Raw genomic sequence first — 24,586 nt, 5'->3', positions numbered from 1 at the left:
AACGCACATGCGCATTCGCGCCTCAGTGGCCGCCGTCACCGGTGCCTTGGCCCTCTCCGCTCTCGCCGTGCCGGCCGCGCACGCCGACGGCACCTCCGCGTACCGCACGGAGGCCGTGAAGATCGTCAAGGGAACGCACGCCGCTGCGGGAAAGCAGGGCATCAAGGGCGTCCGCGGTGACATGCCGTACGACCTGAACGTCTCCTTCTCCAACTTCAAGGTCGCCAAGGCCATCAAGGTCGGCACCACCAACCACGTCGCCACCACGGTCACCTACACGATGACCCATGGCGCGGACGTGGACATCACGGCCGACGACTTCCTGAGCGGCCCGTACCTCTACAAGGGTGCGTTCGACACCCCGGACAACATGCTGTTCGGTGACCTGCCCGCCACCTGCCGGGTGGTCACGAACACCACCGCCACCTGCACGGGCAAGGTCGACATCTACCCCGACTTCGGCGACCTGTGGAACTCCGACGCCGGTGCCTGGAAGGGTGGCGCCATCGCCATCGCCTACAACGGTCAGGACGAGGAAGACCCCGACCTCTCCCAGGTCGGCCTCGCCGACAAGGGCGGCCTCGGCAGCACCCTGGTCCAGCGGTACTCCCGCCAGACCGTCAACGCCTCCCCGGAGCCGGTGAAGAAGGGCAAGACCATCACGGTCACCGGCGCCCTGACGCGCGCGAGCTGGGACGACTCCCGCTACTTCGGCTACACCAAGCAGTCGGTCAAGCTTCAGTTCATGAAGAAGGGCGGCAGCGCCTACACGACGCTGAAGACCGTCAAGACGGACTCCAAGGGCAACCTGAAGACCACCGTCAAGGCGTCCGCCGACGGCTACTTCCGCTACAGCTTCGCGGGCACCTCGACCACCCCGGCGATCGACTCGACCGCCGACTTCGTCGACGTGAAGTAAGCGCTGTGAAGTAAGCCCTGTGCAGTAAGCCCTGTGCAGTAAGCCCGCGATCCCGTCCGGTTCCGGAGGCAGCCGGCCTCCGGAACGGGACGGGACCCCTGGCCAGGCAATGGGCGGGCAAATTCCGGTCAAGGAACGTCTGCCCGTACAACCAGCGGTCCCTCCCGCGGATCTGATCACCCGAGTCGTCCGACTCACCGATCACTTCTCCCCCAGAGGGAACCGCACATGCGCATACGTGCCACCGTGGCCGCCGTCACCGGCGCCCTGGCTCTTTCCGCCTTCGCCGTTCCGGCCGCGCACGCCGCTCCGGCCACGCCGTACACGATGAACGTCAGCTTCTCGAAGCTGAAGATCGCCTCGTCGATCAAGGTCGGTACCAGCAACAAGGTCAGCACGACCTACTCGTACACGCTGACCCACGGCACGGACGTCAAGGCGACCGCGGCCGACTTCTACAGCGACGCCTACCTCTACCGGGGCTCCCTGGACGACCCGACCGCCACGGTCGAGGGCGACGACTTCGCCACCTGCAAGGTCGCGACGAGCACCACGCTCACCTGCACCGGCACCATCGACGTCTACCCGGCCGACGGTGACCTGACCGCCTCCGACGCCGGCAAGTGGTCCCTGGCCGCCGAGGCGACCGCCTTCAACGGCCAGAACCTCTCCAAGCCCGACTACAGCAAGGTCGGCTTCAAGGACCAGGGCGGCCTGGCCACCACCAGCCTGCTGCGCTACTCCAAGCTCACCACCAACGCCGCCCCGGAGCCGGTCAAGAAGGGCAAGACCATCACGGTCACCGGCACCCTGACCCGCGCGAGCTGGGACTACAACAAGTACTACGCCTACTCGGGGCAGTCGGTGCAGCTCCAGTTCGCCAAGAAGGGCTCCAGCACCTACACGACGCTGAAGACCGTCAAGACGGACGCCAGCGGCCAGCTGAAGACCACCGTCACCGCCTCGGTCGACGGCTCCTTCCGCTACGTCTACGCGGGCGTGTCCACCACGGCCGCCGTCACCTCCGCGGCCGACGCCGTCGACGTGCAGTAACCCTCACACCGGGAAGCGGCGGTCGACCCATCTCCACACGAGTTCCAGGGCGGCCGCCGCCACCACCGCCACTCCCACCGCCGCCCACGGCATCGTGTTGCCGACCAGGCGCAGGGCGAAGAAGTCCTGGAGCCAGGGGACGGTCAGCACGAAGAGGAAGGCGACGCCCATCGTGGCCACCAGGGCCAGCCGCCACCACGTGTAGGGGCGGGCGATGATGGCGAGGACCCACATCGAGATCAGGAACAGGGTCAGCGTGGCCGCGCTGGTCTCGGCGGGCAGCGCGTCCGCGCCCGTGTAGTGGTGCCGGGCCAGCAGATACGTCACGAAGGTCGCCACCCCGGCCAGCAGGCCGCCGGGTATCGAGTACCGCATCACCCGGCGCACGAAGTGCGGCCGCGCCCGCTCCTTGTTCGGCGCCAGCGCCAGGAAGAACGCCGGGACGCCGATGGTGAGCGTGGAAAGCAGCGTCAGATGCCGGGGCAGGAACGGGTACTCCACCTGCCAGCACACCACCAGCAGCGCCAGCAGCACCGAGTAGACCGTCTTCACCAGGAACAGCGTCGCCACGCGCGTGATGTTGCCGATCACCCGGCGGCCCTCCGCGACCACCGACGGCAGCGTGGCGAAGCTGTTGTTCAGCAGCACGATCTGCGCCACCGCGCGCGTGGCCTCCGAACCCGAACCCATCGAGACGCCGATGTCGGCGTCCTTCAGGGCCAGCACGTCGTTCACCCCGTCGCCGGTCATCGCGACGGTGTGTCCCTCGGACTGGAGCGCGCCGACCATCTCCCGCTTCTGCTGCGGGGTGACCCGCCCGAACACCGTCGCCCGGTCCAGCGCCTTCGCCAGGTCCGCCGGGTCGGCGGGCAGCCGCCGCGCGTCCACCGCCTTGCCGGACAGGCCCAGTTTGTGCGCGACCGCGCCGACCGACACCGCGTTGTCCCCGGAGATCACCTTGGCGTGGACGTCCTGGTCGGCGAAGTAGCGCAGGGTCTCCGCCGCGTCCGGGCGCAGCCGCTGCTCCAGCACCACCAGGGCCACGGGCCGGGCCCCGCGCGCCGGGTCGGGTCCCTGAAGGTCATGGGCGGCGCGGGCCAGCAGCAGGACCCGCAGCCCCTGTTCGTTCAGCCGGCCGGTCTCGGCGAGGGCCGGGTCCTCGGGGTCCAGCAGCACATCGGGGGCGCCCAGCAGCCAGCCGGTGACCTTCCCGTCGCCCTCCTGGAACGCGGCCCCGCTGTACTTGCGGGCCGAGGAGAACGGCAGCGAGCTGACAAGACGCCGGTCCTCCTCCGCACCCTTGCCGTCCTCGCCCTTGCCGTCCCTGCTCGTGCCGTCCGGATAGGCGTCGATGATGGCCTGGAGCGAGGCGTTGGGACGCGGATCGGACGCCCCGAGCGCGGCCAGCACCTCCCGCACCCGGCCCTCGTCGGCGCCGTCCAGCATCTTCAGCCCGGTCACGTCCATGCCGCCCTCGGTGAGCGTGCCGGTCTTGTCCAGGCAGACGGTGTCCACGCGGGCCAGGCCCTCGATCGCGGGCAGCTCCTGCACCAGGCACTGCTTGCGCCCGAGCCGGACCACCCCGATGGCGAAGGCCACCGAGGTCAGCAGCACCAGCCCCTCCGGCACCATGGGGATGATCCCGCCGATGGTCCGGGCCACCGAACCCCTGAAGTCGTTGCTCTCCGCCACGAGCTGGGTGACGATCAGGCCGAGCGCGGCCGGGACCATCATCCAGGTCACGTACTTCAGGATCGTGGAGATCCCGGACCGCAGCTCGGAGTGGACCAGCGTGAACCGGGACGCCTCCTCGGCGAGCTGTGCCGCGTACGCCTCCCGGCCCACCTTGGTCGCCTGGAACGCGCCGCCGCCCGCGACCACGAAGCTGCCCGACATCACCTGCTCGCCGGGGTGCTTGACCACCGGGTCGGCCTCGCCGGTCAGCAGGGACTCGTCCACCTCCAGGCCGTCGGCCTCGGCGCACACCCCGTCCACCACGATCTTGTCGCCGGGCCCGATCTCCACCAGGTCGTCCAGCACGATCCCGCTGGTCGGCACCTGGACCGGTCTGCCGTCCCGGCGCACGGTCGGCCGGGCCTCCCCGATGACCGCGAGCGAGTCCAGCGTCTTCTTCGCCCGCCACTCCTGCACGATCCCGATCCCGGTGTTGGCGAGGATCACGAACCCGAACAGGCTGTCCTGGATCGGCGCGACGAACAGCGTCACCACCCACAGCACACCGATGATCGCGTTGAACCGGGTGAACACGTTCGCCCGCACGATCTCGCCCAGCGAGCGGCTGCTGCGCACCGGAACGTCATTGACCTGCCCCCGTGCCACCCGCTCCGCGACCTCCGCGCGGGTCAGGCCCGCCGGGCGGGTGCCGGGCGGCGCGACCGGGTGCACGGGGTCCAGTCCGGCACCCGAGTCGATATGCGTCATGCATTCGACGTTACGTGCCCGATCCCCGCTTCACCTGCCGGGCGGACCGATCTCCGGGTAACGCCAGGGGCGCCCCCGACACGTCTCGGGGGCGCCCCTGACCACGCGGTGGTTCAGCCCAGCGCGGGCGGCCCCGCGTCGGCCCCGGTGCCCCAGGAAGAGGGCGCCGACCCGACGGTGAAGGACAGCGAACGGTGCGCGCGCAGCGCCCCGGTGGTCAGGTACGTCCGCCCGTACGCCGTCCCGTCCAGCCGCGCCGACTGGATGTAGCGGACGTCCGCCGAGGTGCCCGGCGCGGTGATGGTGAGCGCGCCGTGCGGGTAGTACCGCCGGTCCAGCGTGAGGTCGACCCGGTCGAACACCGGGGTGGACAGGCCCCAGGTGTCGTAGCCGGGCTGGACCGGGAAGACACCGATCGACGACAGCACGTTCCAGGCGGACATCGTGCCCAGGTCGTCGTTGCCGGTCATCCCGGTCGGCCCGTCCGTGAACAGGGTCAGCGCCGCGTGCACCACGTCCGTCGTCTTCCACGGCTGCCCGGTGGACAGGTAGGTGTACGGCGCGATCAGGTCGGGCTCGTTCTGCGGGTTGTACTTGTCGGCGTTGTAGTAGTCGTACGGCCCGTTCACCCACACCTCGCGGGCCGTCTTCGCCGGGTCCTGGAGCAACTGCCCGTAGGCGAAGAAGGAGTCGAGCCGGTCGTTGGCGGCCTGCTTGCCGCCGATCAGGTCCACCATGCCGGGCAGGTCCTGCGGCACCAGCCATTGGTACTGCCAGGACGTGCCCTCGTGGAAGCCCTCGCTCTTGGCGGGGTCGGCCGGGCCGGTGAAGGCGCCGGAGGCGTCACGGGCGCGGAAGAACCCGGTCGAGGGATCGAAGATCCGCCGGTAGTTCTGCGCCCGCGCGGCATACCGGTCCGCGTCCGCGCCGTGCCCGAGGTCGCGGGCCATCCGGGCCAGCATCGCGTCCGACAGGGCGTACTCCAGCGTGGCCGACGCCCCGTGGTCGTAGTCCGAGTCACCCGGCTTGGCGTGCGGGCGGTCCTTGACGTAGGGGGCGAAACCGTCGGCGATGTACTCCCGGTTCGCCTCCCGGCCCACGGCCGGCGAGCCGGCGGGCGGCACGCCGTCCGCGTTCTTCTTCAGCGCCTTGTAGGCCCGCTCCTCCCAGCCGTGCAGCAGGCCCTGCTGGTAGGCGTTGGTGAGGAACGGCGTGACCGGGTCGCCGGTCATGATGTTCGTCTCGACCGTGCCGTAGCCCCACTTGGGCAGCCAGCCGCTCTCCTCGTCGATCCGGATCACCGAGATCGCCATGTCCCGCGCCTCGCGTGGCGCGAGCAGGGACAGCAGCTGGGACTGGGTGCGGTAGGTGTCCCACAGCGACCAGTTCTGGTAGTAGGTGAAGCCCTGGGCGCGGTGGATCCGCTGGTCCCAGCCGGTGTAGCGGCCGTCGGTGTCACTGCCGATGTTCGGCGCGAGGAACGAGCGGTACAGCGAGGAGTAGAACGTCCGGCGCAGCGTCTCGTCGCCGCCGCGTACCCGTACGTCGTCCAGCCGGTCCTCCCAGGCCCGCCGGGCCGCGTCGCGCACCGCGTCGAAGGACCGGCCGCCCTCCGCGCGCAGATTGCCGAGCGCGCCCCGCGCGTCCACGTAGGACAGCGCGGTGGTCGCCTCGACCGTACGGTCCTCGCGGGTGTCGAACCGCAGATACGCCCCGTCCGCGCCGGTCTTCGCGCCGTCGGTGACGCTGGAACCGGTCCAGGTGCCGTGGGCGGTGAAGGGGCGGTCGAAGCGGGTGACCGTGTAGAGGGTGTAGGAGCGGGTGTCCTGGCAGAAGCCGCGCCCGGTGAGCTTCGTGCGCACGGTGTGGTCGTCCAGGATCTCGACCTCGGTGGCGACCTTGGTGTGCAGCGACTGGCCCGCGTTGAGCAGGACGTTGGCCTTGTCGGTGGCCGGGAAGGTGTAGCGCTGCACACCGGTGCGGGCGGTCGCGGTCAGCTCGGCCTCGATGCCGGTGTCCAGGCCGACGCGGTAGTAGCCGGGGCTCGCCGACTCGTCGTCGTGGCTGAACTTCGCGGCGTAGCGGGCGTAGTCGGTGGTGGTGACGTCGCCCGTGGTGGGCAGCACCGGAAGGTCACCGCCGAGGCCGCAGCCGACGCCGGAGAGGTGGACCAGGGAGAAGCCCCGGATGTGGTCCTGGGCGTAGTCGTAGCCGGTGTTGTGGCCGGTGTCGGGGGAGAGCTGCACCATGCCGAAGGGCACGGCCGCTCCGGGGTAGGTGTTGCCCTCGTTCTGGGTGCCGATGAACGGGTTGACGAGCTCGGTCAGCCGGGCGGGCGGGTCGGCCTGCGCGTGGGCGGGGGCGGCCAGCAGCGCGGTCGCCGCCAGTGTCCCGGCCATGAAGCGACCGATGTGCCGTGTCCATGTCATGCAAGAACCTCTGAGGTGGTGGGCCGGACGTGCTCAGGGGCGACTCAAAGGCAACGTTGTCAGCGCTCCAAGCAGGGCAGTACAACGTTGTCATCGGACAGCAGTGGGCATGACAACACGGAATCCGCATTCCGTCCAGAGGTCCCGCACGACCCGGAGGTCACTCCGCGGAGACGGGCTCCTGTCCGGCCGCCGCCCGCTTGATCGCGGCGTCCCGCCCGCGCACGTACCAGATGCCGATCAGCCCGAGGCCGGCCCCGGCCAGGCAGGTCCACACCCACCACAGGTGGCCGTGGTCCTCGAACCAGCCATAGAAGGGCAGCTGGACCAGGAAGAGGACGAACCACACGATCGTGCCGCCGGTGATCGTGGCGACCACGGGCCCCTCCAGGGGCTCCGGCGCTTCGTGCTTGGGGGTCCACTTCGTCATGAGCACAGCTTACGAGGCCCCGCGCCACGCCCGGCAGCCCGCTTCCCCACGGACATTCGGTGAATATCTACGCGCGGAGATAGCGATCTAGGCTTCATACGTTCATACTGAAACCGTTTGTCTGTGACTACTTCCGCTCGTACGAAACTCCAAAGGGGCTCGGGGGAACCCTGAATGGTGAAGAGGACTCGCATGCCCACCTCGGCCACGGCCAAGGCTCCTTCCCCCGAACAGCCCGGCGGTACACCCTCCTTCGGCGCTGTCGACCGCTACTTCAAGATCTCCGAGCGCGGCAGCACCGTCGCCCGCGAGATCCGGGGCGGTTTCGCCACCTTCTTCGCGATGGCGTACATCATCGTGCTGAACCCGATCATTCTTGGCAGCGCCAAGGACATGTACGGGCACCACCTCGACAACGGCCAGCTCGTCACGGCCACGGCGCTCACCGCCGCGTTCACCACCCTGCTGATGGGTGTGATCGGCAACGTCCCGATCGCGCTCGCGGCCGGCCTCGGCGTCAACACGGTCGTCGCGCTCCAGCTCGCGCCGCGCATGTCATGGCCGGACGCGATGGGCATGGTGGTGCTGGCCGGCTTCGTGGTGATGCTGCTGGTCGCCACCGGTCTGCGCGAGCGCGTGATGAACGCCGTCCCCTACGGGCTGCGCAAGGCCATCGCCATCGGTATCGGTCTGTTCATCATGCTGATCGGCCTGGTCGACTCCGGCTTCGTCACCCGTATCCCGGACATCGCCCAGACCACCGTCCCGCTCCAGCTCGGCACCGGCGGTCACCTCACCGGCTGGCCGGTCCTGGTCTTCGTCCTCGGTGTCCTGCTCACGCTCGCGCTGATCGTCCGCAAGGTCCCCGGCGCGATCCTGATCTCCATCGTGGCGATGACCGTCCTCGCGGTGATCATCAACCTGGTCGCCAAGGTGCCGTCCTGGGGCCTGACCACCCCGAAGTGGCCGGGCAACCCGGTCGCCACCCCGGACTTCGGCCTGATCGGCCAGGTCAGCCTGTTCGGTGGCTTCGCCAAGGTCGGCGTACTGACCGGCGTCCTGTTCGTCTTCACCGTCCTGCTGTCCTGCTTCTTCGACGCCATGGGCACGATCATGGGCGTCAGCGACGAGGCGAAGCTGACCGACGCCGAGGGCCAGATGCCCGGCATCAACAAGGTCCTGCTGATCGACGGCCTCGCCGTCGCGGCGGGCGGCGCCAGCTCCTCCTCGGCCACCACCTGCTTCGTGGAGTCCACCGCCGGCGTCGGCGAGGGTGCCCGCACGGGCCTCGCCAACGTCGTCACCGGCGGCCTGTTCGGTGTCGCGCTGTTCCTCACCCCGGTCGCCACCATGGTCCCGTCCCAGGCCGCCACGCCCGCGCTGCTCGCGGTCGGCTTCCTGATCCTGGCCGGCTCGATCCGGGAGATCGACTGGTCCGACTTCACCATCGCCATTCCGGCGTTCGTGACCATGGTGATGATGCCGTTCACCTACTCGATCACCAACGGCATCGGCATGGGCTTCATCACCTTCGTGGTGCTCCGCCTGGCCGCCGGGCGCGGCCGGGACATCCCGGTGGCGATGTACGTGGTCGCGGCCGTCTTCGGCTTCTACTACCTGATGCCGGCCCTCGGTCTGACCTGACCGGGGCGCGGCTGAGCTTCCTGCGGGGTCACATGAGTCTCATGTGACCCCGTAGAACTTCTCGGTCTCGTCGACGGCGGTCTGGAACCGCTCGTCGAAGTCGTCCCTGGCGAGCGTGCGGATCACGTAATCCTGCACGCTCATTCCTCTTTTCGCCGCGCGTTCCCGGAGCCTCTCTAGCAGCTCCCCGTCCATCCGCAGGCTGAGCACACTGGTCCCCATGCGTACGAGGGTCGCCACATCACGCCACCCGATGTGTCACTTTTCGGAACCGACTCACTCGTACGGGTGACGACGGGACACAGTGGCGGACATCACGGGCGGCGCCGTGCGTGGTGGCGTTCCTTAGTGAGAGTAATGAGTTAGGCTAAATACATGTCGGACCTCACCCACGGCGACGACGTGGCCGCCGTGAACTCCCTCCGCTCCGCCGTGATGCGGCTGTCCCGTCGACTCAAGCACCAGCGGGTCGACGAGTCGCTGAGCCCCACCGAGATGTCGGTGCTGGGCACGCTGTCCAACTGCGGACAGGCCACTCCGGGCGAACTGGCGCGCAAGGAGCACGTCCAGCCGCCCTCGATGACCCGCATCGTCGCGCTCCTGGAGGCCAAGGGCCTGGTCCGGCTCGAGCCGCATCCCGAGGACCGGCGCCAGAAGGTCGTCACCCGGACCGAACAGGCCGAGGCGATGCTCGTCGAGAGCCGCCGCAAACGCAACGCGTTCCTGGCCGGTCTCGTCGAGGGCCTCGACGAGGACGAGTGGGCCACCCTGCGCGCCGCCGCCCCCGTCCTGGAGAAGCTCGCGCAACTGTAGCCACGGCATCCGTTCAGGAGGCGACCTTTTGAGTACGGGACCCGGAGCAGCTTCCGTCCCCGCACCGGCCACTACTACCCCCGCTTCCGGCAGAACCTCGATGTTCAGCTCGCTGAAGGTCCGGAACTACCGGTTGTTCTTCGCCGGCCAGGTCGTCTCCAACACCGGCACCTGGATGCAGCGCATCGCCCAGGACTGGCTGGTGCTGAGCCTCACCGGCTCCTCCGCGGCCGTCGGCATCACCACCGCCCTCCAGTTCCTGCCGATGCTGCTGTTCGGCCTGTACGGCGGTGTCCTCGTCGACCGGCTGCCCAAGCGGCCCGCGCTGCTGTTCACCCAGTCCGCGATGGCCCTCACCGGCCTCGCGCTCGCCGTCCTCACCCTCTCCGGACACGTCCAGGTCTGGCACGTCTACGTCGCCGCCTTCGCGGTCGGTCTCGCCACGGTCGTGGACAACCCGGCCCGGCAGTCCTTCGTCTCGGAGATGGTCGGCCCCGGCCAGCTCCAGAACGCGGTCAGCCTGAACTCGGCCAACTTCCAGTCCGCCCGGCTGATCGGGCCTGCCGTCGCCGGTCTGATGATCACCGGGGTCGGTACGGGGTGGGCGTTCCTCGCCAACGGGCTGTCCTTCGTCGCGCCCATCGCCGGGCTGCTGCTGATGCGCACCCGTGAGCTGCACGCCGTCGACCGCGCCCCGCGCGGCAAGGGCCAGCTGCGGGAGGGGCTGCGGCATGTCGCCGGGCGGCCGGAGCTGGTCTGGCCCATCGTGCTCGTCGGGTTCATCGGCACCTTCGGCTTCAACTTCCCGGTGTGGCTGACCGCCTTCGCCGACGACGTGTTCCACTCCGGCGCGGGTGCGTACAGCCTGTTCAACACGCTGATGGCCGTCGGCTCCCTGATTGGCGCCCTGCTCGCCGCGCGGCGCGGGACGGCCCGGTTCCGGGTGCTGGTCGCGGCGGCGCTGGCCTTCGGCGCGGTGGAGATCGTGGCGGCGCTGGCGCCCTCGTACTGGCTGTTCGCGCTGCTGATGATCCCGATCGGGGCGTTCGGCCTCACGGTCAACGTCACCGCCAACACCGCCGTGCAGATGTCCACCGACCCGGCCATGCGGGGCCGGGTGATGTCCCTGTTCATGATGGTGTTCATGGGCGGCACGCCGCTGGGCGCACCGCTCGTGGGGTGGGTCACCGACACCTACGGCGCCCGGTTCGGCTTCCTGGCCGGCGGTGTCGTCTCGGCCGGGGCGGCGGCCGTCATCGGCCTCTTCCTGGCCCGCGCGGGCGACCTCCGGCTGAGGCTGACCTGGCACCACGGCCCGCATCTGCGGTTCGTGCCGCGCGGGCGCGAGGAGCTGACGCCGGCCGCGTGAGGGGGGGTCAGGGCCGGTCGCGGACGGGCCGGGGCTCCCGGCCGGGCAGGCGTCCTCGGGCCGGCCCGACCTGGCATCGCGGTTCGTGAGCGGTCGTGGTCAGGACTGGCCGCGGACCATCGACATCAACAGGCCGTGGGTGTCGGCGTCCGCGGCCGCCACCAGACCGCGGGTGTCCGGGCCGAGCGGGGCGCCGTCGAGGCCCGTGACCACGCAGCCCGCGGCGCGGCACAGGGCGATCCCGGCGGCGAAGTGGACGCTGCCCGGGAGGTCGCCGCCGTCGGTGACGTACGCGGCCCGTCTGCCCGCCGCGACCCAGGCCAGCGCCAGCGTCGTGGACACCACCCTGGGCCGGAACCGCGCGGTGAACCCCGGGTTCGCCAGCAGGTCCGTGGCCCGGAAACCGGGTGCGCTCGGGAACGGCGGGTCCAGATTGACGTCCACGAGCCCGGTCGCCGCCGTGGGGCGCAGCGGCGTGTCGGCTCCGTCGTGCCGCAGCCAGGCGGTCGCGCCGTCGGTGCAGAAGACCTCGCCGCTGAAGGGGTCCGCCACGGCGGCGGGACCGTCGCGCAGGGCCACGTTGACGGCCACGAGCATGCTGCCGACCGCGTAGTTGAGGGTTCCGCAGAGCGGGTCCACGAGCCACTGGCGCCGGGCGTCGGCGGCCCCCTGCCGTCCGCCCTCCTCGCCCAGCACCGCGTCACCCGGCCGGGCCGCGCGGATGACGCCGAGGATCGCCCGCTCGGCGTCCACATCGGCGGCGGTGGCGAAGTCCCCGGCGCCCTTGTCGATCCGGGCCAGCTCCTTGCCGTAGCCGCCGCGCACCACTTCGGCGCCTGCGCGGGCGCCCGCTATCGCAACCTCGACGTCGTCGATCACGGTGCCGCAGCGTACCGGTCTGGGAAGGTGTGGGGATGAGACTCTTCGCCGCTGTGCTGCCGCCTGCGGGGGCCGTGGAGGAGCTGGGCCGGGAGGTACGGGCGCTGCGGCGGCTCGCCGGGGCCGACGCGCTGCGGTGGACCCAGGCGGACGGCTGGCACTTCACGCTCGCCTTCTACGGGGAGGTTCCCCAGGAGAGCGTGCCCGAGCTGGAACGGCGGCTGGAGCGGGCGGCCGGGCGGAGCGGACCGTTCCCGCTGGCCGTCGCCGGGGGCGGCAGCTTCGGGCGGGGCAAGGCGCTGTGGGCCGGGGCCTCGGGAGACCTCACCGCGCTGGGACGCCTCGCCGGGCGGGCCCAGGCGGCCGGACGGCGGACCGGGGTGGGTGAGGAAGAGCACCGGCACTACCGGGCGCATCTCACACTGGCGCGCGGCAAGGGGGACACCGACCTGCGGCCCTACGTCGACGCCCTGGCCGAATTCGCCGGTACCGGCTGGACGGTGGGCGAACTGGTCCTCGTCCGCAGCCACCTGCCGGCCTCCGGGGTCCCCGGCGAACAGCCCCGGTACGCACCGGTCGCCCGCTGGGCACTGGGCGCGTCCGGTTAGGCTCGTCGTCGTGGACCCGAAAACCCGGAACCGGATCATGGCCGGTGCGCTCGTACTGATGCTGGTGGTCGTCGCCGTGGCGGCGGCCGTCGGATAACGGCTGCCGCTGAGGCCGCTCCGCGCGGGCATCCCGTACGGAGCGGCCTTTCGCGTGCCGCCACCGGGCCGATTACCAGGCGAACGCCTCCGGGGCGGGCCCAGGGCCGGGGAAGATCTCGTCCAGGCCGGTCAGCAGCTCCTCGCTCAGCTCCAGCTCCACCGCGCGCAGCGCGGAATCCAGCTGGGCCGCCGTACGCGGGCCGACGATGGGGCCGGTGACGCCGGGCCGGGTCAGCAGCCAGGCGAGCGCGACCTCGCCGGGCTCCAGGCCGTGCTTGGCGAGCAGTTCCTCGTACGCCTCGATCCGGGTGCGGGTGGCCGTGTCGGCGAGGGCGTCGGCCGAGCGGCCGGAGGCGCGGCGCCCGCGTTCGGCCTCCTTGCGGATGACCCCGCCCAGCAGGCCGCCGTGCAGCGGCGACCAGGGGATGACGCCGAGCCCGTAGTCCTGGGCGGCCGGGATGACCTCCATCTCGGCGCGGCGCTCCGCGAGGTTGTACAGGCACTGCTCGCTGACCAGGCCGAGGGTGTTGCCCCGGCGCAGGGCCGTCTCGTTGGCCTGGGCGATCTTGTAGCCGGGGAAGTTGGAGGAACCGGCGTAGAGGATCTTGCCCTGGGTGACCAGGACGTCGACCGCCTGCCAGATCTCCTCGAACGGGGTGTTCCGGTCGATGTGGTGGAACTGGTAGACGTCGATGTAGTCGGTCTTCAGCCGCTTCAGGCTGGCGTCCACGGCGCGGCGGATGTTCAGCGCGGAGAGCTTGTCGTAATTGGGCCAGGCGTCGCCTTCTGCGCCCATGTTCCCGTAAACCTTGGTGGCCAGGACGACTTTCTCGCGCCGCTCGCCGCCCTTGGCGAACCAGCTTCCGATGATCTCCTCGGTACGGCCCTTGTTCTCGCCCCAGCCGTACACGTTCGCGGTGTCGAAGAAGTTGATGCCCGCGTCCAGCGCCGCGTCCATGATCGCGTGGCTGTCCGCCTCGTCGGTCTGCGGCCCGAAGTTCATGGTCCCCAGCACCAGCCGGCTGACCTTCAGTCCCGTACGTCCAAGCTGCGTGTACCTCATGCCCACCTAGCCAACGTCTTGAAGTGGGCTCTAGGCAAGCGGTGCGGGTCAGTCGCGGGGGAAGTCGCCGGTTTTCAGGACGAGGTCGACGACCGTTCCGGTCAGGTTGACGTTGGTGCCGAATGCCACGTTCGTCACGGTGGTGTAATCGCCCTCCTTGGGGTCGGTGTGGACGTGGCACCGGCCCTGGTAGGGGTCCGCGATGAGGTAGACGGGGACCTCGGCGACGGCGTATGCGGTCCTCTTGGGGCCGTAGTCGTTGGCGGCGGTGCCCTCGGAGATGACTTCGGCGATGAACTCGACGTCCTGGTGGCGCCAGTGGCCCGTCTCGTCCGGCTCTGCCGAGTCCTTGAGCATGGCGATGTCCGGGCAGAACCCGTTCTGCTTGCCGGGGAAGTCGATGCGGACGTCCGAGAACACAAGGACGTCCCTCCCGAACCTGTCCTCCAGGGCCCGCAGGACCCGACGGATGATCTGCCAATGCGTGTTCCGCTGCGGCACCATGTAGAAGCAGCCCCCGACGATCTCGGCCCGGAATCCTTCGGGGACGGGCATGCGCTCAAGAAGCTCGAACCACTCGTCCAAGCGTCCGGTGTCGCTCTCGGCCATCGCGGTCCTGTCGTCGAGGACGGTCATCGTGGCGCTCCTCCCCGGCTGCCCACGCAGATGCGCAGCCGCGCGGTTAAACGATACGCACCGTGACCGGGAGACGCCGGAACTCGGTCGATCCGTTCAAGCCACGTACGGCTCGCCCAGCCCCCACGCCTCGTGCATCGCCCCCGCGAACGCCTCCGCGATCCGGTGCTCGCCGCTGGCGTTGGGATGGGTGCCGTCGTAGGTGTCCGTGTGGATGTCCCAGTTCCTCGGCGCGGAGGCCAGCAGCAGCGGGGAGCGGGGCTCGTCCAGGTCGGCCGCCGTCTTGGCGAGGAGGGCGTTGAAGAGGTCGACCTGTTCGGCGAAGGGGGCGTCCTCCTGGGCGCGGATGTTCGGGATGACCGGCAGCAGCACCATGCGGACGCGCGGATGCGCCTCGCGGGCCGCCGCGACGAACGCCCGCACGTTGTCCGCCGTCTGCTCGGCGTTGGTGTAGAAGCCCAGGTCGATCAGGCCGAGGGAGACCAGCAGTATGTCGGCACGGTGCCCCCGCACCGCCTCCCCGATCAGCGGAGCCATGTGCTGCCAGCCCTCGCCCCACCCGGCGAGATGGGCGCGCGGGAAGTCGGGGTCGGCGTACTCGTAGGAGCCGGCCTCCCCGGTGGCCTGGTCGTACAGCGCCTCACGGGGGCCGACGATCTGGAACGGGTCGCCGTATGTGCTGCGCAGGTGCTGCCACAGCCGGTAACGCCACGTGTGTTCGCCCGCGCTCCCGATCGTCATGGAGTCACCTACGGGCATGAACCTGAGCATCCGCTCATGATGGCGGATCGCGGTGCGGGCCTGCATCCAGGGCCCATGTGAGGACCGCCACCCCCACTGAACCCCCGCGCCAGGTGGCAGTCTTGGACCATGCGCCGACCGTTCGCCCTGCTTGCCGGGGCCCTGCTCGCGGGTGCCTGCGCCCTGCCCGCCCACGCCGCGGACGGGGACCAGGGGTTCACCATCGAGGACCCAAGGATCACCGAGTCCAGCGGCCTGGCCGCCTCCCATCTGCATCCCGGCGTCTACTGGACGCACAACGACAGCGACGACGGCCCGTACCTCTACGCCGTCGACAGCCGCACCGGAAAGACCGTCGCCACGCTCACCCTGCGCGGCATCGGCTCCCCGCGCGACGTGGAGGCGATCTCCGTCGGGCCGGACAACCAGATCTACGTCGGCGACATCGGCGACAACTTCCATGGCCGCTGGCCCTATGTGTGGATCTACCGTCTACCCGAGCCGAAGACCCTGAAGGACCAGACGGTCACGGCCACGCAGTACGTCGTGAAGTACTCCGACGGCCCCAGGGACGCCGAGTCGCTGGCCGTCCACCCCAAGACCGGCCGCGTCTACATCATCGACAAGAACGAGGACGGCGGACACCTGTACGAGGGCCCCGCCGAACTGTCGTCCTCCGGCACGAATGTCTTCCGCCCGGTCGCCCCCGTCGACCTGTGGGCCACCGACGCCGCCTTCTCGCCGAACGGGCAACAGCTGGCCGTACGGGGCTACTTCGGCGGTATCTCCTACGACTGGAACGGCGGCCGCATCAAGAAGCTGGGCCGGCTGGACGTGCCCCTCCAGGGCCAGGGCGAGTCCGTCAGCTACTCCGCCGACGGCACCAGGCTGATGTACGGCAGCGAGGGCGCGCAGAGCCAGGTGCGGGCGCTGGACGCGCCGGAGGGCGGTACGGTGGCCTCCAAGTCGCCTTCCACCGGCGGGAGTTCCGCCTCGGGGGAGAAGGGCGACGAGGGCGGCCTCAAGATCGGCGTCGTCCTCCTCGCGCTCGGCGCCGCCGCCGTGTTCGGCATGCGGCGGATGCGGCGCAAGGGGTAGGCGCGGGGAACGGAAAGGGGCGCCCGGTTCGCAACCGGGCGCCCCTTTCTCGGACCAACAGGTGTGGATCTACAGGTTTCAGATCCGCTCGATGACGTAGTCGACGCACTTCGTGAGCGCCTCTACGTCGGCCGGGTCGATCGCCGGGAACATGGCGACCCGGAGCTGGTTGCGGCCGAGCTTGCGGTACGGCTCGGTGTCCACGATGCCGTTGGCGCGCAGCACCTTGGCGACCGCTGCCGCGTCGATCTCGTCGGCGAAGTCGATCGTGCCGATGACCTGCGACCGCTTGGCCGGGTCGGTGACGAACGGCGTCGCGTACTTCGACTCCTCCGCCCAGGTGTACAGCCGGGTCGAGGAGTCCTTGGTGCGGCCGGTGGCGAAGTCCAGACCGCCCTGGCCGTTCAGCCACTCCAGCTGCTCGTTGAGCAGGAAGAGCGTGGCGAGCGCCGGAGTGTTGTACGTCTGGTTCTTGCGGGAGTTGTCGATCGCCGTGGGCAGGCTGAAGAACTCGGGGATGTGCCGGCCGGAGGCGTGGATTCGCTCGGCGCGCTCGATGGCGGCCGGGGAGAACACACCGATCCACAGGCCGCCGTCGGAGGCGAAGGACTTCTGCGGGGCGAAGTAGTAGACGTCCGTCTCGGCGACGTCGACCGGCAGGCCGCCCGCGCCGGAGGTGGCGTCCACCAGGACGAGCGAGCCCTCGTCGGCACCGGCCACGCGCTTGATCGGCATGGCGACACCGGTGGAGGTCTCGTTGTGGGTGAACGCGTACACGTCCACGCCCGCCTCGGCGCTCGCCTCGGGGTGGGTGCCGGGGTCGGAGGCGATGACGGTCGGCTCGGCCAGCCAGGGCGCGAGCCCCGCCGCCTTGGCGAACTTGGAGGAGAACTCACCGAAATTGAGGTGCTGGGACTTGGACTCGATCAGTCCGTGGGTGGCGATGTCCCAGAACGCGGTGGAGCCGCCGTTGCCGAGGACGACCTCGTAGCCGTCCGGGAGGGAGAACAGGGAGCTGATGCCTTCGCGGACCTGGCCCACCAGGTTCTTGACCGGGGCCTGGCGGTGGGAGGTGCCCAGCAGGGAACTGCCGGTCGCGGCGAGCGCGGCGAGCGCCTCCGTCCGCACCTTGGAGGGGCCCGCGCCGAAGCGTCCGTCGGCGGGCTTGATGTCAGCGGGGATCTCGATGTCGGCCACGAGTCGGAGCGTATCGGGTGTGCGAAACCGGACGAAGCCGTGTCCGTCGGATGAGACGAGATCGCCGAGTCGTGGACTTGTGCGGTTGTACGACGGTCTGCCGTACGACGATCCGATGAGTGGGGTGTGCCTGTGGACAACTTCTGATGACGTTGCGTGATCGGATGCATGCTGGACCCATGACCGATCGACGGGTCGGACCGATCGACGGGGTCGGATGGACGGGGGACGGACATGGGGATCGACGGAGGGCTGGAGAGCGAGCTGCGGCACGCTGTGCGGGGTGAGGTCCGCTTCGACGCGACCGCGCGGGCGCTGATGACCATGGACGCGTCCAACTACCGGCGGGTCCCGCTGGGCGTGGTGGCCCCTCGGGACGCCGAGGACGTGGCGGCCGTGCTGGAGGTGTGCCGGGCTCGGGGGACCCCGGTGGTCGCGCGCGGCGGGGGCACGTCCATCGCCGGGCAGGCGACGGGCACGGGCGTGGTGCTGGACTTCACCCGGCACATGGACGGCCTGCTGGAGCTGGACCCGGCCGGGCGTACGGCGAGGGTCCAGCCGGGCCTGGTCCTGGACCGGCTCCAGTCGGCGGCCGCCCCGCACGGGCTCCGCTTCGGCCCCGACCCGTCCACGCACGGCCGCTGCACGCTCGGCGGCATGATCGGCAACAACTCCTGCGGCGCCCACTCGGTGGCCTGGGGCACCACCGCCGACAGCGTGCGCGAGCTGTCCGTGCTCACCGCGCGCGGCGACCGCCTGCGCCCCGGCCGGGACTGGTCCGGGGCACCGGAAGGGCTGCCCGCGCTGGTGGAGGGGGAGTTGGCCAGGCTGCGCACCGGCTTCCCCGACCTGCCCCGCCGGATCTCCGGGTACGCGCTGGACGCCCTGCTGCCCGAGCACGGTGCCGACGTGGCCCGCTCCTTCTGCGGCTCCGAGGGCACCCTCGGCGTGCTCACGGAGGCGGTGGTGGATCTGGTGGAGGCGCCGCCCTTCCACGCCCTGGCCGTGCTGGGGTACGCCGACGAGAGCGCCGCCGCCGATGCCGCCGCCGGGCTGCTGCCGCACGGCCCGCTGACCGTGGAGGGCATGGCGGCCGACCTGATCCGGGCGCCGATCGGGCTGCCGAAGGGCGGCGCCTGGCTGTTCGTGGAGACGGGCGGCGCCTCGGAGGGGGAGGCGCGGGCCCGCGCGGAGACGGTTCTCCGCGCGGCGGACGTGGTGGACGCGCTGGTGGTGACCGGCCTAGCCGCCCAGCGCGGTCTGTGGCGGCTGCGCGAGGACGCGAGCGGTACGGCGACCCGGATGCCGGACGGCACGGAGGCGTGGCCCGGCTGGGAGGACTGCGCGGTGCCGCCCGCCCGGCTCGGCGCCTACCTGCGGGACTTCCGTGCCCTGCTCACCGCCCACGGCCTGCGCGGCGCTCCGTACGGCCACTTCGGGGAGGGCTGTGTCCACGTCCGGATCGACTTCGACCTGCTCACCGAGGCCGGGGTGGGCCGGTTCCGCCGCTTTTCCGAGGAACAGGCCGACCTGGTGGTCTCCCACGGCGGCTCGCTGTCCGGGGAGCACGGCGACGGGCAGGCCCGCGCGGAGCTGCTGCCGCGCATGTACGGCGCGGAGATGGTGGCGCTGTTCGAGCGGGCCAAGGCGGTGTGGGACCCCGATGACCTGCTCAACCCCGGCATGCTGGTCCGCCCGGCCCGTCTGGACGACAACCTCCGCTTCGCGGTGCTGCCCCGCCGCCCGGTGGACGTCGCCTTCGGCTACCCGCACGACGACGGCGACTTCCGCGCGGCCGTCCGCCGCTGTGTCGGGGTCGCCAAGTGCCGTACGGAGTCGGCGGGCGGGTCCGGCGTGATGTGCCCGTCGTTCCGGGCGACGGGGGAGGAGGAGCACTCCACGCGGGGCCGGGCACGGCTGCTGCACGAGATGCTCGCGGGGGAGGTGATCACCGACGGCTGGCGTTCGACCGAGGTCCGGGACGCCCTCGACCTGTGTCTGTCCTGCAAGGGCTGCCGCTCGGACTGCCCGGTGGGCGTCGACATGGCCACCTACAAGGCGGAGTTCCTGCACCACCACTACGCCGGCCGGCCGCGCCCCGCCGCCCACTACAGCCTGGGGTCGCTGCCGGTGTGGCTGCGGTGGGTGGCCCGTATGCGGGCGGCGCCGCTGATCAACTGGCTCGCCTCGGTGGGGCCGTCGGCCCGGTTGGGGAAACGGGTGGGCGGGATCGCGGGGGAGCGGGAGATTCCCCGGCTTTCTGCGGAGCCGTTCAGCCGGTGGTGGCGGGGGAGGCGCCCGGCACCGGAGGGCGGCGGCTCCGGGCAACTGGTCGTGCTGTGGCCGGACACCTTCACCGAGCACTTGTCGCCGTCCGTGGGGCGGGCCGCGGTCCGGGTGCTGGAGTCGGCCGGGCTGCGGGTGGCGCTGCCGCCGACCCTGCTGCCCGGCGGACGCCCGGTGGGAGACGGCGCCTCGCGCGCGCCGACCGCACTGCTCCGGGCCCGCCGCGCCCAGGTCTGCTGCGGCCTCACCTATATCTCCACGGGCCGTCTGGACCGGGCCCGCGCGGTCCTCCTTCGCACGCTGGACCTGATGGAACCGGTACTGGAGGCCGGGGTCCCGGTCGTCGTCCTGGAACCGAGCTGCGCGGCGGCCCTCCGCGCAGACCTGCCCGAACTGCTGCCCGACGACCCGCGCGCGGCCCGCCTGGCCGCGGCCGTACGCACCTTCGCGGAGACCCTGCGCCGCCACGCCCCCCACTGGACCCCACCCGTCATCGACCGCCCGGTGGCCGGCCAGACCCACTGCCACCAGCACGCGGTACTCGGCGACACCGCCGACCGCGAACTGCGCGCCTCGGCCGCCCTCACCGGCGAACTGAGCGGCGGCTGCTGCGGCCTGGCCGGCAACTTCGGCTTCGAGAAAGGCCACTTCGACGTCTCCCGCACCTGCGCCGAGGACCAACTCCTCCCCGCGGTCCACGCCGCCCCCGAGAACGCGACCCTCCTGGCGGACGGCTACTCCTGCCGCACCCAACTGGAACAACTGGCCGGCGTGAGGGCCCGGCACCTGGCGGAGGTACTGGCGGAAGGGCTGGAGAGGGAGGGGCGGGAGTGAGGGAGGAGTACGGAAAGGTCGCGGTCCTCTCCGACATCCACGGGGTGCTGCCCGCCCTGGAGGCGGTCCTCGCCGAGCCCGAGGTGGCGGCCGCCGAACGGATCGTCCTCACCGGCGACATCACGGCGGGTCCGCAGCCGGCCGAGGTGCTGGACCTGCTGCGCGAGCTGGGCGACCGGGCCCTGTGGCTCGGCGGGAACGCGGACCGGGAACTGGTCGAGTACCGGCGGGGAGAGCGCACGGAGATCCCCGACCCCATCGGGGTGTTCGCCGCGCGGGCGCTGCGCACCGAGCAGGTGGACCTTCTGGCCTCACTGCCCGCCACCCTGACCCTGCGCGTCCGGGGCCTCGGGCAGGTGCTGTTCTGTCACGCGACCCCGCGCGACGACGAGGAGATCGTCCTGGTCGACTCCCGCCCTGCCCGCTGGGCCGAGGTGCTGGACGGCGTGCCGCACGGCGTCGGCACCGTGGTCTGCGGCCATACCCACATGCCGTACGCCCGGCTCGCGCACGGCCGGTTGATCGTCAACCCGGGAAGCGTCGGCATGCCGTACGGCCGCCCCGGCGCCCACTGGTGCCTGCTCGGTCCTGGGGTCGACCTGAGGGCGAGCGCGTACGACATACCGGCGGCCGTCGCACGGCTCACGGCCGAGTGCGCGTATCCGGACATCGCCGCGTGGGCCGACTGCTATCTGCGCGCACGGGTGACGGACACGGAGGCGTCGGTGGTGTTCGGGCCCGGGGACGGGAGGTGCGGATCGTAGGGTGACCGGGTCTGCCAGCGCGAAGGAGTCCTCCGTATGACCCTCACCCTGCGCCCCCTCAGCCGGGACGAGCATCTGGCCTTCGTGGGCTCGCGGCCCTCGGTCAGTCATATGCAGGTGCCGTCGTGGGGGGAGGTGAAGCCCGACTGGCGGGCGGAGAGCCTGGGATGGTTCGAGGAGGACGGGCGGCTCGTGGGCGCGGGGCTGGTGCTGCTGCGGCCGCTGCCGAAGGTGAAGCGGTATCTGGCCTACCTGCCCGAGGGCCCGGTCATCGACTGGCACGCCGACGACCTGGCGCGCTGGCTCGACCCGCTGCTGGCCCACCTCAAGGCGCACGGCGCGTTCTCGGTGAAGATGGGCCCGCCCGTGGCCGCCCGGCGCTGGAGCCCCGAGGCGGTCAAGGCCGCCATCGCCGACCCGGCCGCGCACCGGCTGTGCGACGCCGAGCCGACCTGGCAGGACCCGCGCGCCCAGGCCCTCGCCGACCGGCTGCGCGGCATGGGCTGGCGACGACGCGAACCGGACGCCGAGGAGGGCTTCGCGGCGGGGCAGCCCCGGTACGTGTGCCAGGTGCCGTACGCCGGGCGGTCGCTGGAGGAGATCCACGGCGGCCTCAACCAGCAGTGGCGGCGCAACATCAAGAAGGCCGAGAAGGCGGGCGTGAAGGTGGTGCGCGGCGGCGCCGACGATCTGCCCGCGTTCTACGAGCTGTACAAGGAGACCGCCGAGCGCGACCGTTTCATCCCGCGCCCGCTGCCGTACTTCCAGCGGATGTGGACCGCGCTCACCGCCGAGGACCCCGACCGGATGCGGCTGTACCTCGCGCACCACGACGGCGAGGTGCTGGCGGCGGCGACGATGCTGATCGTCGGCGGCCACGTCTGGTACTCCTACGGCGCCTCCACCGCCCGCAAGCGCGAGGTCCAGCCCAACAACGCCATGCAGTGGCGGATGATGGCCGACGCCCACGAGCTGGGCGCGCACGTCTACGACTTCCGGGGCATCACCGACACCCTGGAGGAGTCCAACCACCTGCTCGGCCTGCTCCGCTTCAAGGTCGGCGCGGGCGGGGAAGCGGTGGAGTACGTCGGGGAGTGGGACTTCCCGCTGAACAAGATGCTGCACAAGGCGTTCGACCTGTACATGGCCCGCCGCTGAGGCGCCCGGCCCGCTGAGGCTTGATCTCAGCATCCAAGACACCGGCTGCGTACAGTGGCATAAGGGTTCACACGCCTGACAGAGGTCCATTATCGTGGACCTGGAAGTACATCGAGATGTACGCGGCGCTCGTGCCCGCGACCGATGCGCAGGAAGCCCACTCCCGCCGGCCCCCAGGACAGCCCGTGACCACCGTCCGCACCTCCACCTCCACCTCCACGTCCACCCCGACCACCACCCCCACCGCCCCGGACTCCCATGGCCGGTTCGGCTCACTGGGGCCGGTCGGTCTGGTGCTGGCGGGCGGTATATCGGTCCAGTTCGGCGGGGCGCTCGCGGTGACGCTGATGCCCCGCGCGGGCGCGCTCGGCGTGGTGACGCTGCGCCTGCTCGCGGCGGCCGTGGTGCTGCTGGTGGTGTGCCGGCCCCGGCTGCGCGGGCACTCCCGTACCGACTGGGGCACGGTGATCGTCTTCGGCATCACCATGGCCGCGATGAACGGCCTCTTCTACCAGGCGGTCGCCCGCATCCCCCTCGGCCTCGCGGTCACCCTCGAAGTCCTCGGCCCACTGGCCCTGTCCGTCCTCGCCTCCCGCCGTGCGGTCAACGCCGTGTGGGCCGCCGTCGCCCTGGCGGGTGTCTTCCTGCTCGGCGGCGGAGGCTTCAGCGACCTGGACCCACTGGGCGTCGGCTTCGCCCTTTCGGCGGGCGTCATGTGGGCGGCGTACATCATCTTCAGCGCCCGTACGGGCCGCCGCTTCCCCCAGGCCGACGGGCTGGCCCTCGCCATGGGGGTGGCCGCGCTGGTCTTCCTCCCGCTGGGCATCGTCGACGCGGGCGACCGTCTGCTGAACCCCACCACCATCGCCCTGGGCTCGGCGGTGGCCCTGCTCTCCTCGGTCCTCCCCTACACCCTCGAACTCCTCGCGCTGCGCCGCCTCCCCGCCCCCACCTTCGCCATCCTGATGAGCCTCGAACCGGCCGTCGCCGCCACGGCCGGCTTCTTCATCCTCCACCAGTCCCTCTCCCTCACCGAGGCCGCCGCCATCGCCCTGGTCATCACAGCCAGCATCGGCGCGGTCCGGACCCAGACGCGTCGCGTACCGCCTCCGGCACCGGAGGCGTAAGCACTCTCAGCGGCTCGGGCTGCTCACTCAGGCGGCGTTCCCACCAGCCGCAGCGCCTCCCGTGTGTTGTGCTCCGCAATGCCTCGCATGGCGTCGCGGTGGGGGAAGTCGCCGTCCAGCAGGCGGAGGGGGCCTGCCACCAGGGAGAGGTGGAGGGCGATGGTGTGGAGGGCCAGGCGGGTGGGGTCCAGGGTCGGGCGGGAGAGCGGTGCGTAGTGGGGGCCGAAGCGGAGGCGCAGGAAGGCGTGTTCGTGTTCCGGGTCGAAGTGGGTGAGGCCCTCGATGTCGATCAGGACGGGGTGGGCGTCGGAGTCCAGGAGGACGTGGTCGGGGCCCAGTTCGCCGTGCACCAGGGAGTACGTCGTGCGAGGGGTCACCGCCGCGTGTAGTTCGTGCAGGCGGTCGGACAAGGCGGGGTGAGCCTCGCTGATTCGCGGGTCGCGGGCTGCCGCTTCGGTCAGGTCGCTCAGGGCTCGGGTCAGGGTCAGCGCCTCGCTGGTCGCCGACGGGGTGTGGTCGGGGTGCGGGGAGGTATGGGCCGACATGAGGTCCAGGGCGAGGGACAACTCGGCCAGAGCCTTCGCCGCTCGGGGTGGGTCGGTGGTGAAGGTCCTCTCCAGGGTGTCGCCGGGGATGTCCTCCACCAGGGCCAGGTTGTCGGGCTCGGATGCGTACAGGAGGTGGGGAGTGCGGGCGCCCGCCGCGTTCAGGGTGTGGTGCGCGGCCAGGAAGGGGGCCAGGCCGGACGCGGGGGTCAGGGGGTCCGCCGGCACACTCGGCCAGAAGTTCTCCTGTGGGGCCCAGCTATATGCGATCACGGTCGGTGGGGCGCCCGTACCGGTCAGGGCGAGCCGGTACACCCCCTTCTTCGAGCCGCCTCGCAGCCGCTCCACGCCGGTGACCCGGCACCCAGGCCCCAGCCCCTCCCGCACCAGTCGCCGCAGTTCCGAGGGCTCCGTGAATTCGCGCATCCGGCGAACCTAGCCGGACTGGACGA

The 24,586-nt window shown here is 71.0% G+C and carries 21 protein-coding genes; 11 read left to right on the top strand and 10 right to left on the bottom strand.

From position 1 onward, the window contains the following. Window positions 1-7 precede the first annotated feature (7 nt). Both ACIGA3_RS21720 and ACIGA3_RS21715 read left to right on the top strand, forming a co-directional pair. Window positions 8-919: a hypothetical protein gene (locus ACIGA3_RS21720; RefSeq protein WP_399718069.1), complete on the top strand. Its 912-nt coding sequence runs from the start codon at window positions 8-10 to the stop codon at window positions 917-919. A 228-nt stretch (window positions 920-1,147) separates the two neighbouring features. Continuing rightward, a complete protein-coding gene (locus ACIGA3_RS21715) occupies window positions 1,148-1,972 on the top strand; it encodes a hypothetical protein (RefSeq protein ID WP_399718067.1) in 825 nt (274 codons plus the stop codon). 3 nt (window positions 1,973-1,975) lie between these two features. On the opposite strand, the gene ACIGA3_RS21710 is transcribed toward ACIGA3_RS21715, so the two are convergent. The 3 genes from ACIGA3_RS21710 to ACIGA3_RS21700 form a co-directional block, all read right to left on the bottom strand. After that, the gene (locus ACIGA3_RS21710; protein WP_399718064.1) at window positions 1,976-4,414 is read right to left on the bottom strand and encodes an HAD-IC family P-type ATPase; all 2,439 of its coding nucleotides are present in this window, start codon (window positions 4,412-4,414) and stop codon (window positions 1,976-1,978) included. A gap of 113 nt (window positions 4,415-4,527) precedes the next feature. Beyond that, a complete protein-coding gene (locus ACIGA3_RS21705) occupies window positions 4,528-6,843 on the bottom strand; it encodes a GH92 family glycosyl hydrolase (RefSeq protein ID WP_399718062.1) in 2,316 nt (771 codons plus the stop codon). 160 nt (window positions 6,844-7,003) lie between these two features. After that, on the bottom strand, window positions 7,004-7,273 hold the full coding sequence (locus ACIGA3_RS21700; RefSeq protein WP_399718060.1) for a DUF2530 domain-containing protein: 270 nt from the start codon (window positions 7,271-7,273) through the stop codon (window positions 7,004-7,006). 192 nt (window positions 7,274-7,465) lie between these two features. On the opposite strand from ACIGA3_RS21700, the gene ACIGA3_RS21695 reads away from it, so the two are divergent. Next, window positions 7,466-8,917: an NCS2 family permease gene (locus tag ACIGA3_RS21695; RefSeq protein WP_399718057.1), complete on the top strand. Its 1,452-nt coding sequence runs from the start codon at window positions 7,466-7,468 to the stop codon at window positions 8,915-8,917. A 39-nt stretch (window positions 8,918-8,956) separates the two neighbouring features. Here the strand turns inward: ACIGA3_RS21695 and ACIGA3_RS21690 are convergent, their stop codons facing one another. Beyond that, window positions 8,957-9,139 carry a ribbon-helix-helix protein, CopG family gene (locus ACIGA3_RS21690; protein ID WP_393594933.1) on the bottom strand — a complete coding sequence of 61 codons (183 nt, stop codon included), beginning with the start codon at window positions 9,137-9,139 and terminating at the stop codon, window positions 8,957-8,959. Window positions 9,140-9,292: 153 nt separating this feature from the next. On the opposite strand from ACIGA3_RS21690, the gene ACIGA3_RS21685 reads away from it, so the two are divergent. Then, window positions 9,293-9,730: a MarR family winged helix-turn-helix transcriptional regulator gene (locus ACIGA3_RS21685; RefSeq protein WP_030804715.1), complete on the top strand. Its 438-nt coding sequence runs from the start codon at window positions 9,293-9,295 to the stop codon at window positions 9,728-9,730. Between the two features lie 28 nt (window positions 9,731-9,758). Next, on the top strand, window positions 9,759-11,099 hold the full coding sequence (locus ACIGA3_RS21680) for an MFS transporter (protein WP_399718054.1): 1,341 nt from the start codon (window positions 9,759-9,761) through the stop codon (window positions 11,097-11,099). Window positions 11,100-11,198: 99 nt separating this feature from the next. On the opposite strand, the gene ACIGA3_RS21675 is transcribed toward ACIGA3_RS21680, so the two are convergent. Continuing rightward, a complete protein-coding gene (locus ACIGA3_RS21675) occupies window positions 11,199-11,978 on the bottom strand; it encodes an inositol monophosphatase family protein (RefSeq protein WP_399718051.1) in 780 nt (259 codons plus the stop codon). A gap of 35 nt (window positions 11,979-12,013) precedes the next feature. Between ACIGA3_RS21675 and thpR the strand changes: the two genes are divergently transcribed. Then, complete coding sequence (gene thpR, locus ACIGA3_RS21670) at window positions 12,014-12,586, top strand: RNA 2',3'-cyclic phosphodiesterase (RefSeq protein WP_399718048.1); 573 nt, start codon at window positions 12,014-12,016, stop codon at window positions 12,584-12,586. Window positions 12,587-12,755: 169 nt separating this feature from the next. On the opposite strand, the gene ACIGA3_RS21665 is transcribed toward thpR, so the two are convergent. The 3 genes from ACIGA3_RS21665 to ACIGA3_RS21655 all read right to left on the bottom strand — a co-directional run bounded on the left by ACIGA3_RS21665 (window position 12,756) and on the right by ACIGA3_RS21655 (window position 15,155). Continuing rightward, window positions 12,756-13,748, bottom strand: a complete 993-nt coding sequence (locus ACIGA3_RS21665) for an aldo/keto reductase (protein WP_399718045.1) — start codon at window positions 13,746-13,748, stop codon at window positions 12,756-12,758. 48 nt (window positions 13,749-13,796) lie between these two features. Next, window positions 13,797-14,384, bottom strand: a complete 588-nt coding sequence (locus ACIGA3_RS21660) for a Uma2 family endonuclease (protein WP_399718042.1) — start codon at window positions 14,382-14,384, stop codon at window positions 13,797-13,799. A 96-nt stretch (window positions 14,385-14,480) separates the two neighbouring features. Then, window positions 14,481-15,155: a GDSL-type esterase/lipase family protein gene (locus ACIGA3_RS21655; protein WP_399718039.1), complete on the bottom strand. Its 675-nt coding sequence runs from the start codon at window positions 15,153-15,155 to the stop codon at window positions 14,481-14,483. Between the two features lie 99 nt (window positions 15,156-15,254). On the opposite strand from ACIGA3_RS21655, the gene ACIGA3_RS21650 reads away from it, so the two are divergent. Continuing rightward, complete coding sequence (locus ACIGA3_RS21650) at window positions 15,255-16,223, top strand: WD40 repeat domain-containing protein (protein WP_399718036.1); 969 nt, start codon at window positions 15,255-15,257, stop codon at window positions 16,221-16,223. A 78-nt stretch (window positions 16,224-16,301) separates the two neighbouring features. Here the strand turns inward: ACIGA3_RS21650 and serC are convergent, their stop codons facing one another. Beyond that, window positions 16,302-17,420, bottom strand: a complete 1,119-nt coding sequence (gene serC, locus ACIGA3_RS21645) for a phosphoserine transaminase (RefSeq protein WP_399718034.1) — start codon at window positions 17,418-17,420, stop codon at window positions 16,302-16,304. Between the two features lie 234 nt (window positions 17,421-17,654). Here serC and ACIGA3_RS21640 point away from each other — a divergent pair, with 234 nt between their 5' ends. From ACIGA3_RS21640 to ACIGA3_RS21625, 4 genes are all read left to right on the top strand, one after another. Continuing rightward, window positions 17,655-20,540: an FAD-binding and (Fe-S)-binding domain-containing protein gene (locus tag ACIGA3_RS21640; RefSeq protein ID WP_399718031.1), complete on the top strand. Its 2,886-nt coding sequence runs from the start codon at window positions 17,655-17,657 to the stop codon at window positions 20,538-20,540. Beyond that, window positions 20,537-21,304, top strand: a complete 768-nt coding sequence (locus ACIGA3_RS21635) for a metallophosphoesterase family protein (RefSeq protein ID WP_399718028.1) — start codon at window positions 20,537-20,539, stop codon at window positions 21,302-21,304. Before ACIGA3_RS21640 ends, ACIGA3_RS21635 begins: the two co-directional genes overlap by 4 nt. A gap of 36 nt (window positions 21,305-21,340) precedes the next feature. Continuing rightward, window positions 21,341-22,462: a lipid II:glycine glycyltransferase FemX gene (locus ACIGA3_RS21630; protein WP_399718026.1), complete on the top strand. Its 1,122-nt coding sequence runs from the start codon at window positions 21,341-21,343 to the stop codon at window positions 22,460-22,462. 185 nt (window positions 22,463-22,647) lie between these two features. Continuing rightward, window positions 22,648-23,589, top strand: coding sequence for an EamA family transporter (locus ACIGA3_RS21625; protein WP_399718023.1), 942 nt, complete (start codon window positions 22,648-22,650; stop codon window positions 23,587-23,589). Window positions 23,590-23,612: 23 nt separating this feature from the next. Here ACIGA3_RS21625 and ACIGA3_RS21620 read toward each other — a convergent pair whose 3' ends face one another. Further along, on the bottom strand, window positions 23,613-24,560 hold the full coding sequence (locus ACIGA3_RS21620) for a phosphotransferase (RefSeq protein WP_399718020.1): 948 nt from the start codon (window positions 24,558-24,560) through the stop codon (window positions 23,613-23,615). Window positions 24,561-24,586 lie beyond the last annotated feature (26 nt).

The sequence above is a fragment of the Streptomyces sp. NPDC085596 genome (assembly GCF_044541565.1).
Taxonomy (GTDB): Bacteria; Actinomycetota; Actinomycetes; order Streptomycetales; family Streptomycetaceae; genus Streptomyces.
Note: the sequence above shows the minus strand (reverse complement) of the source record. Positions and strands in the feature narration are given on the sequence as shown.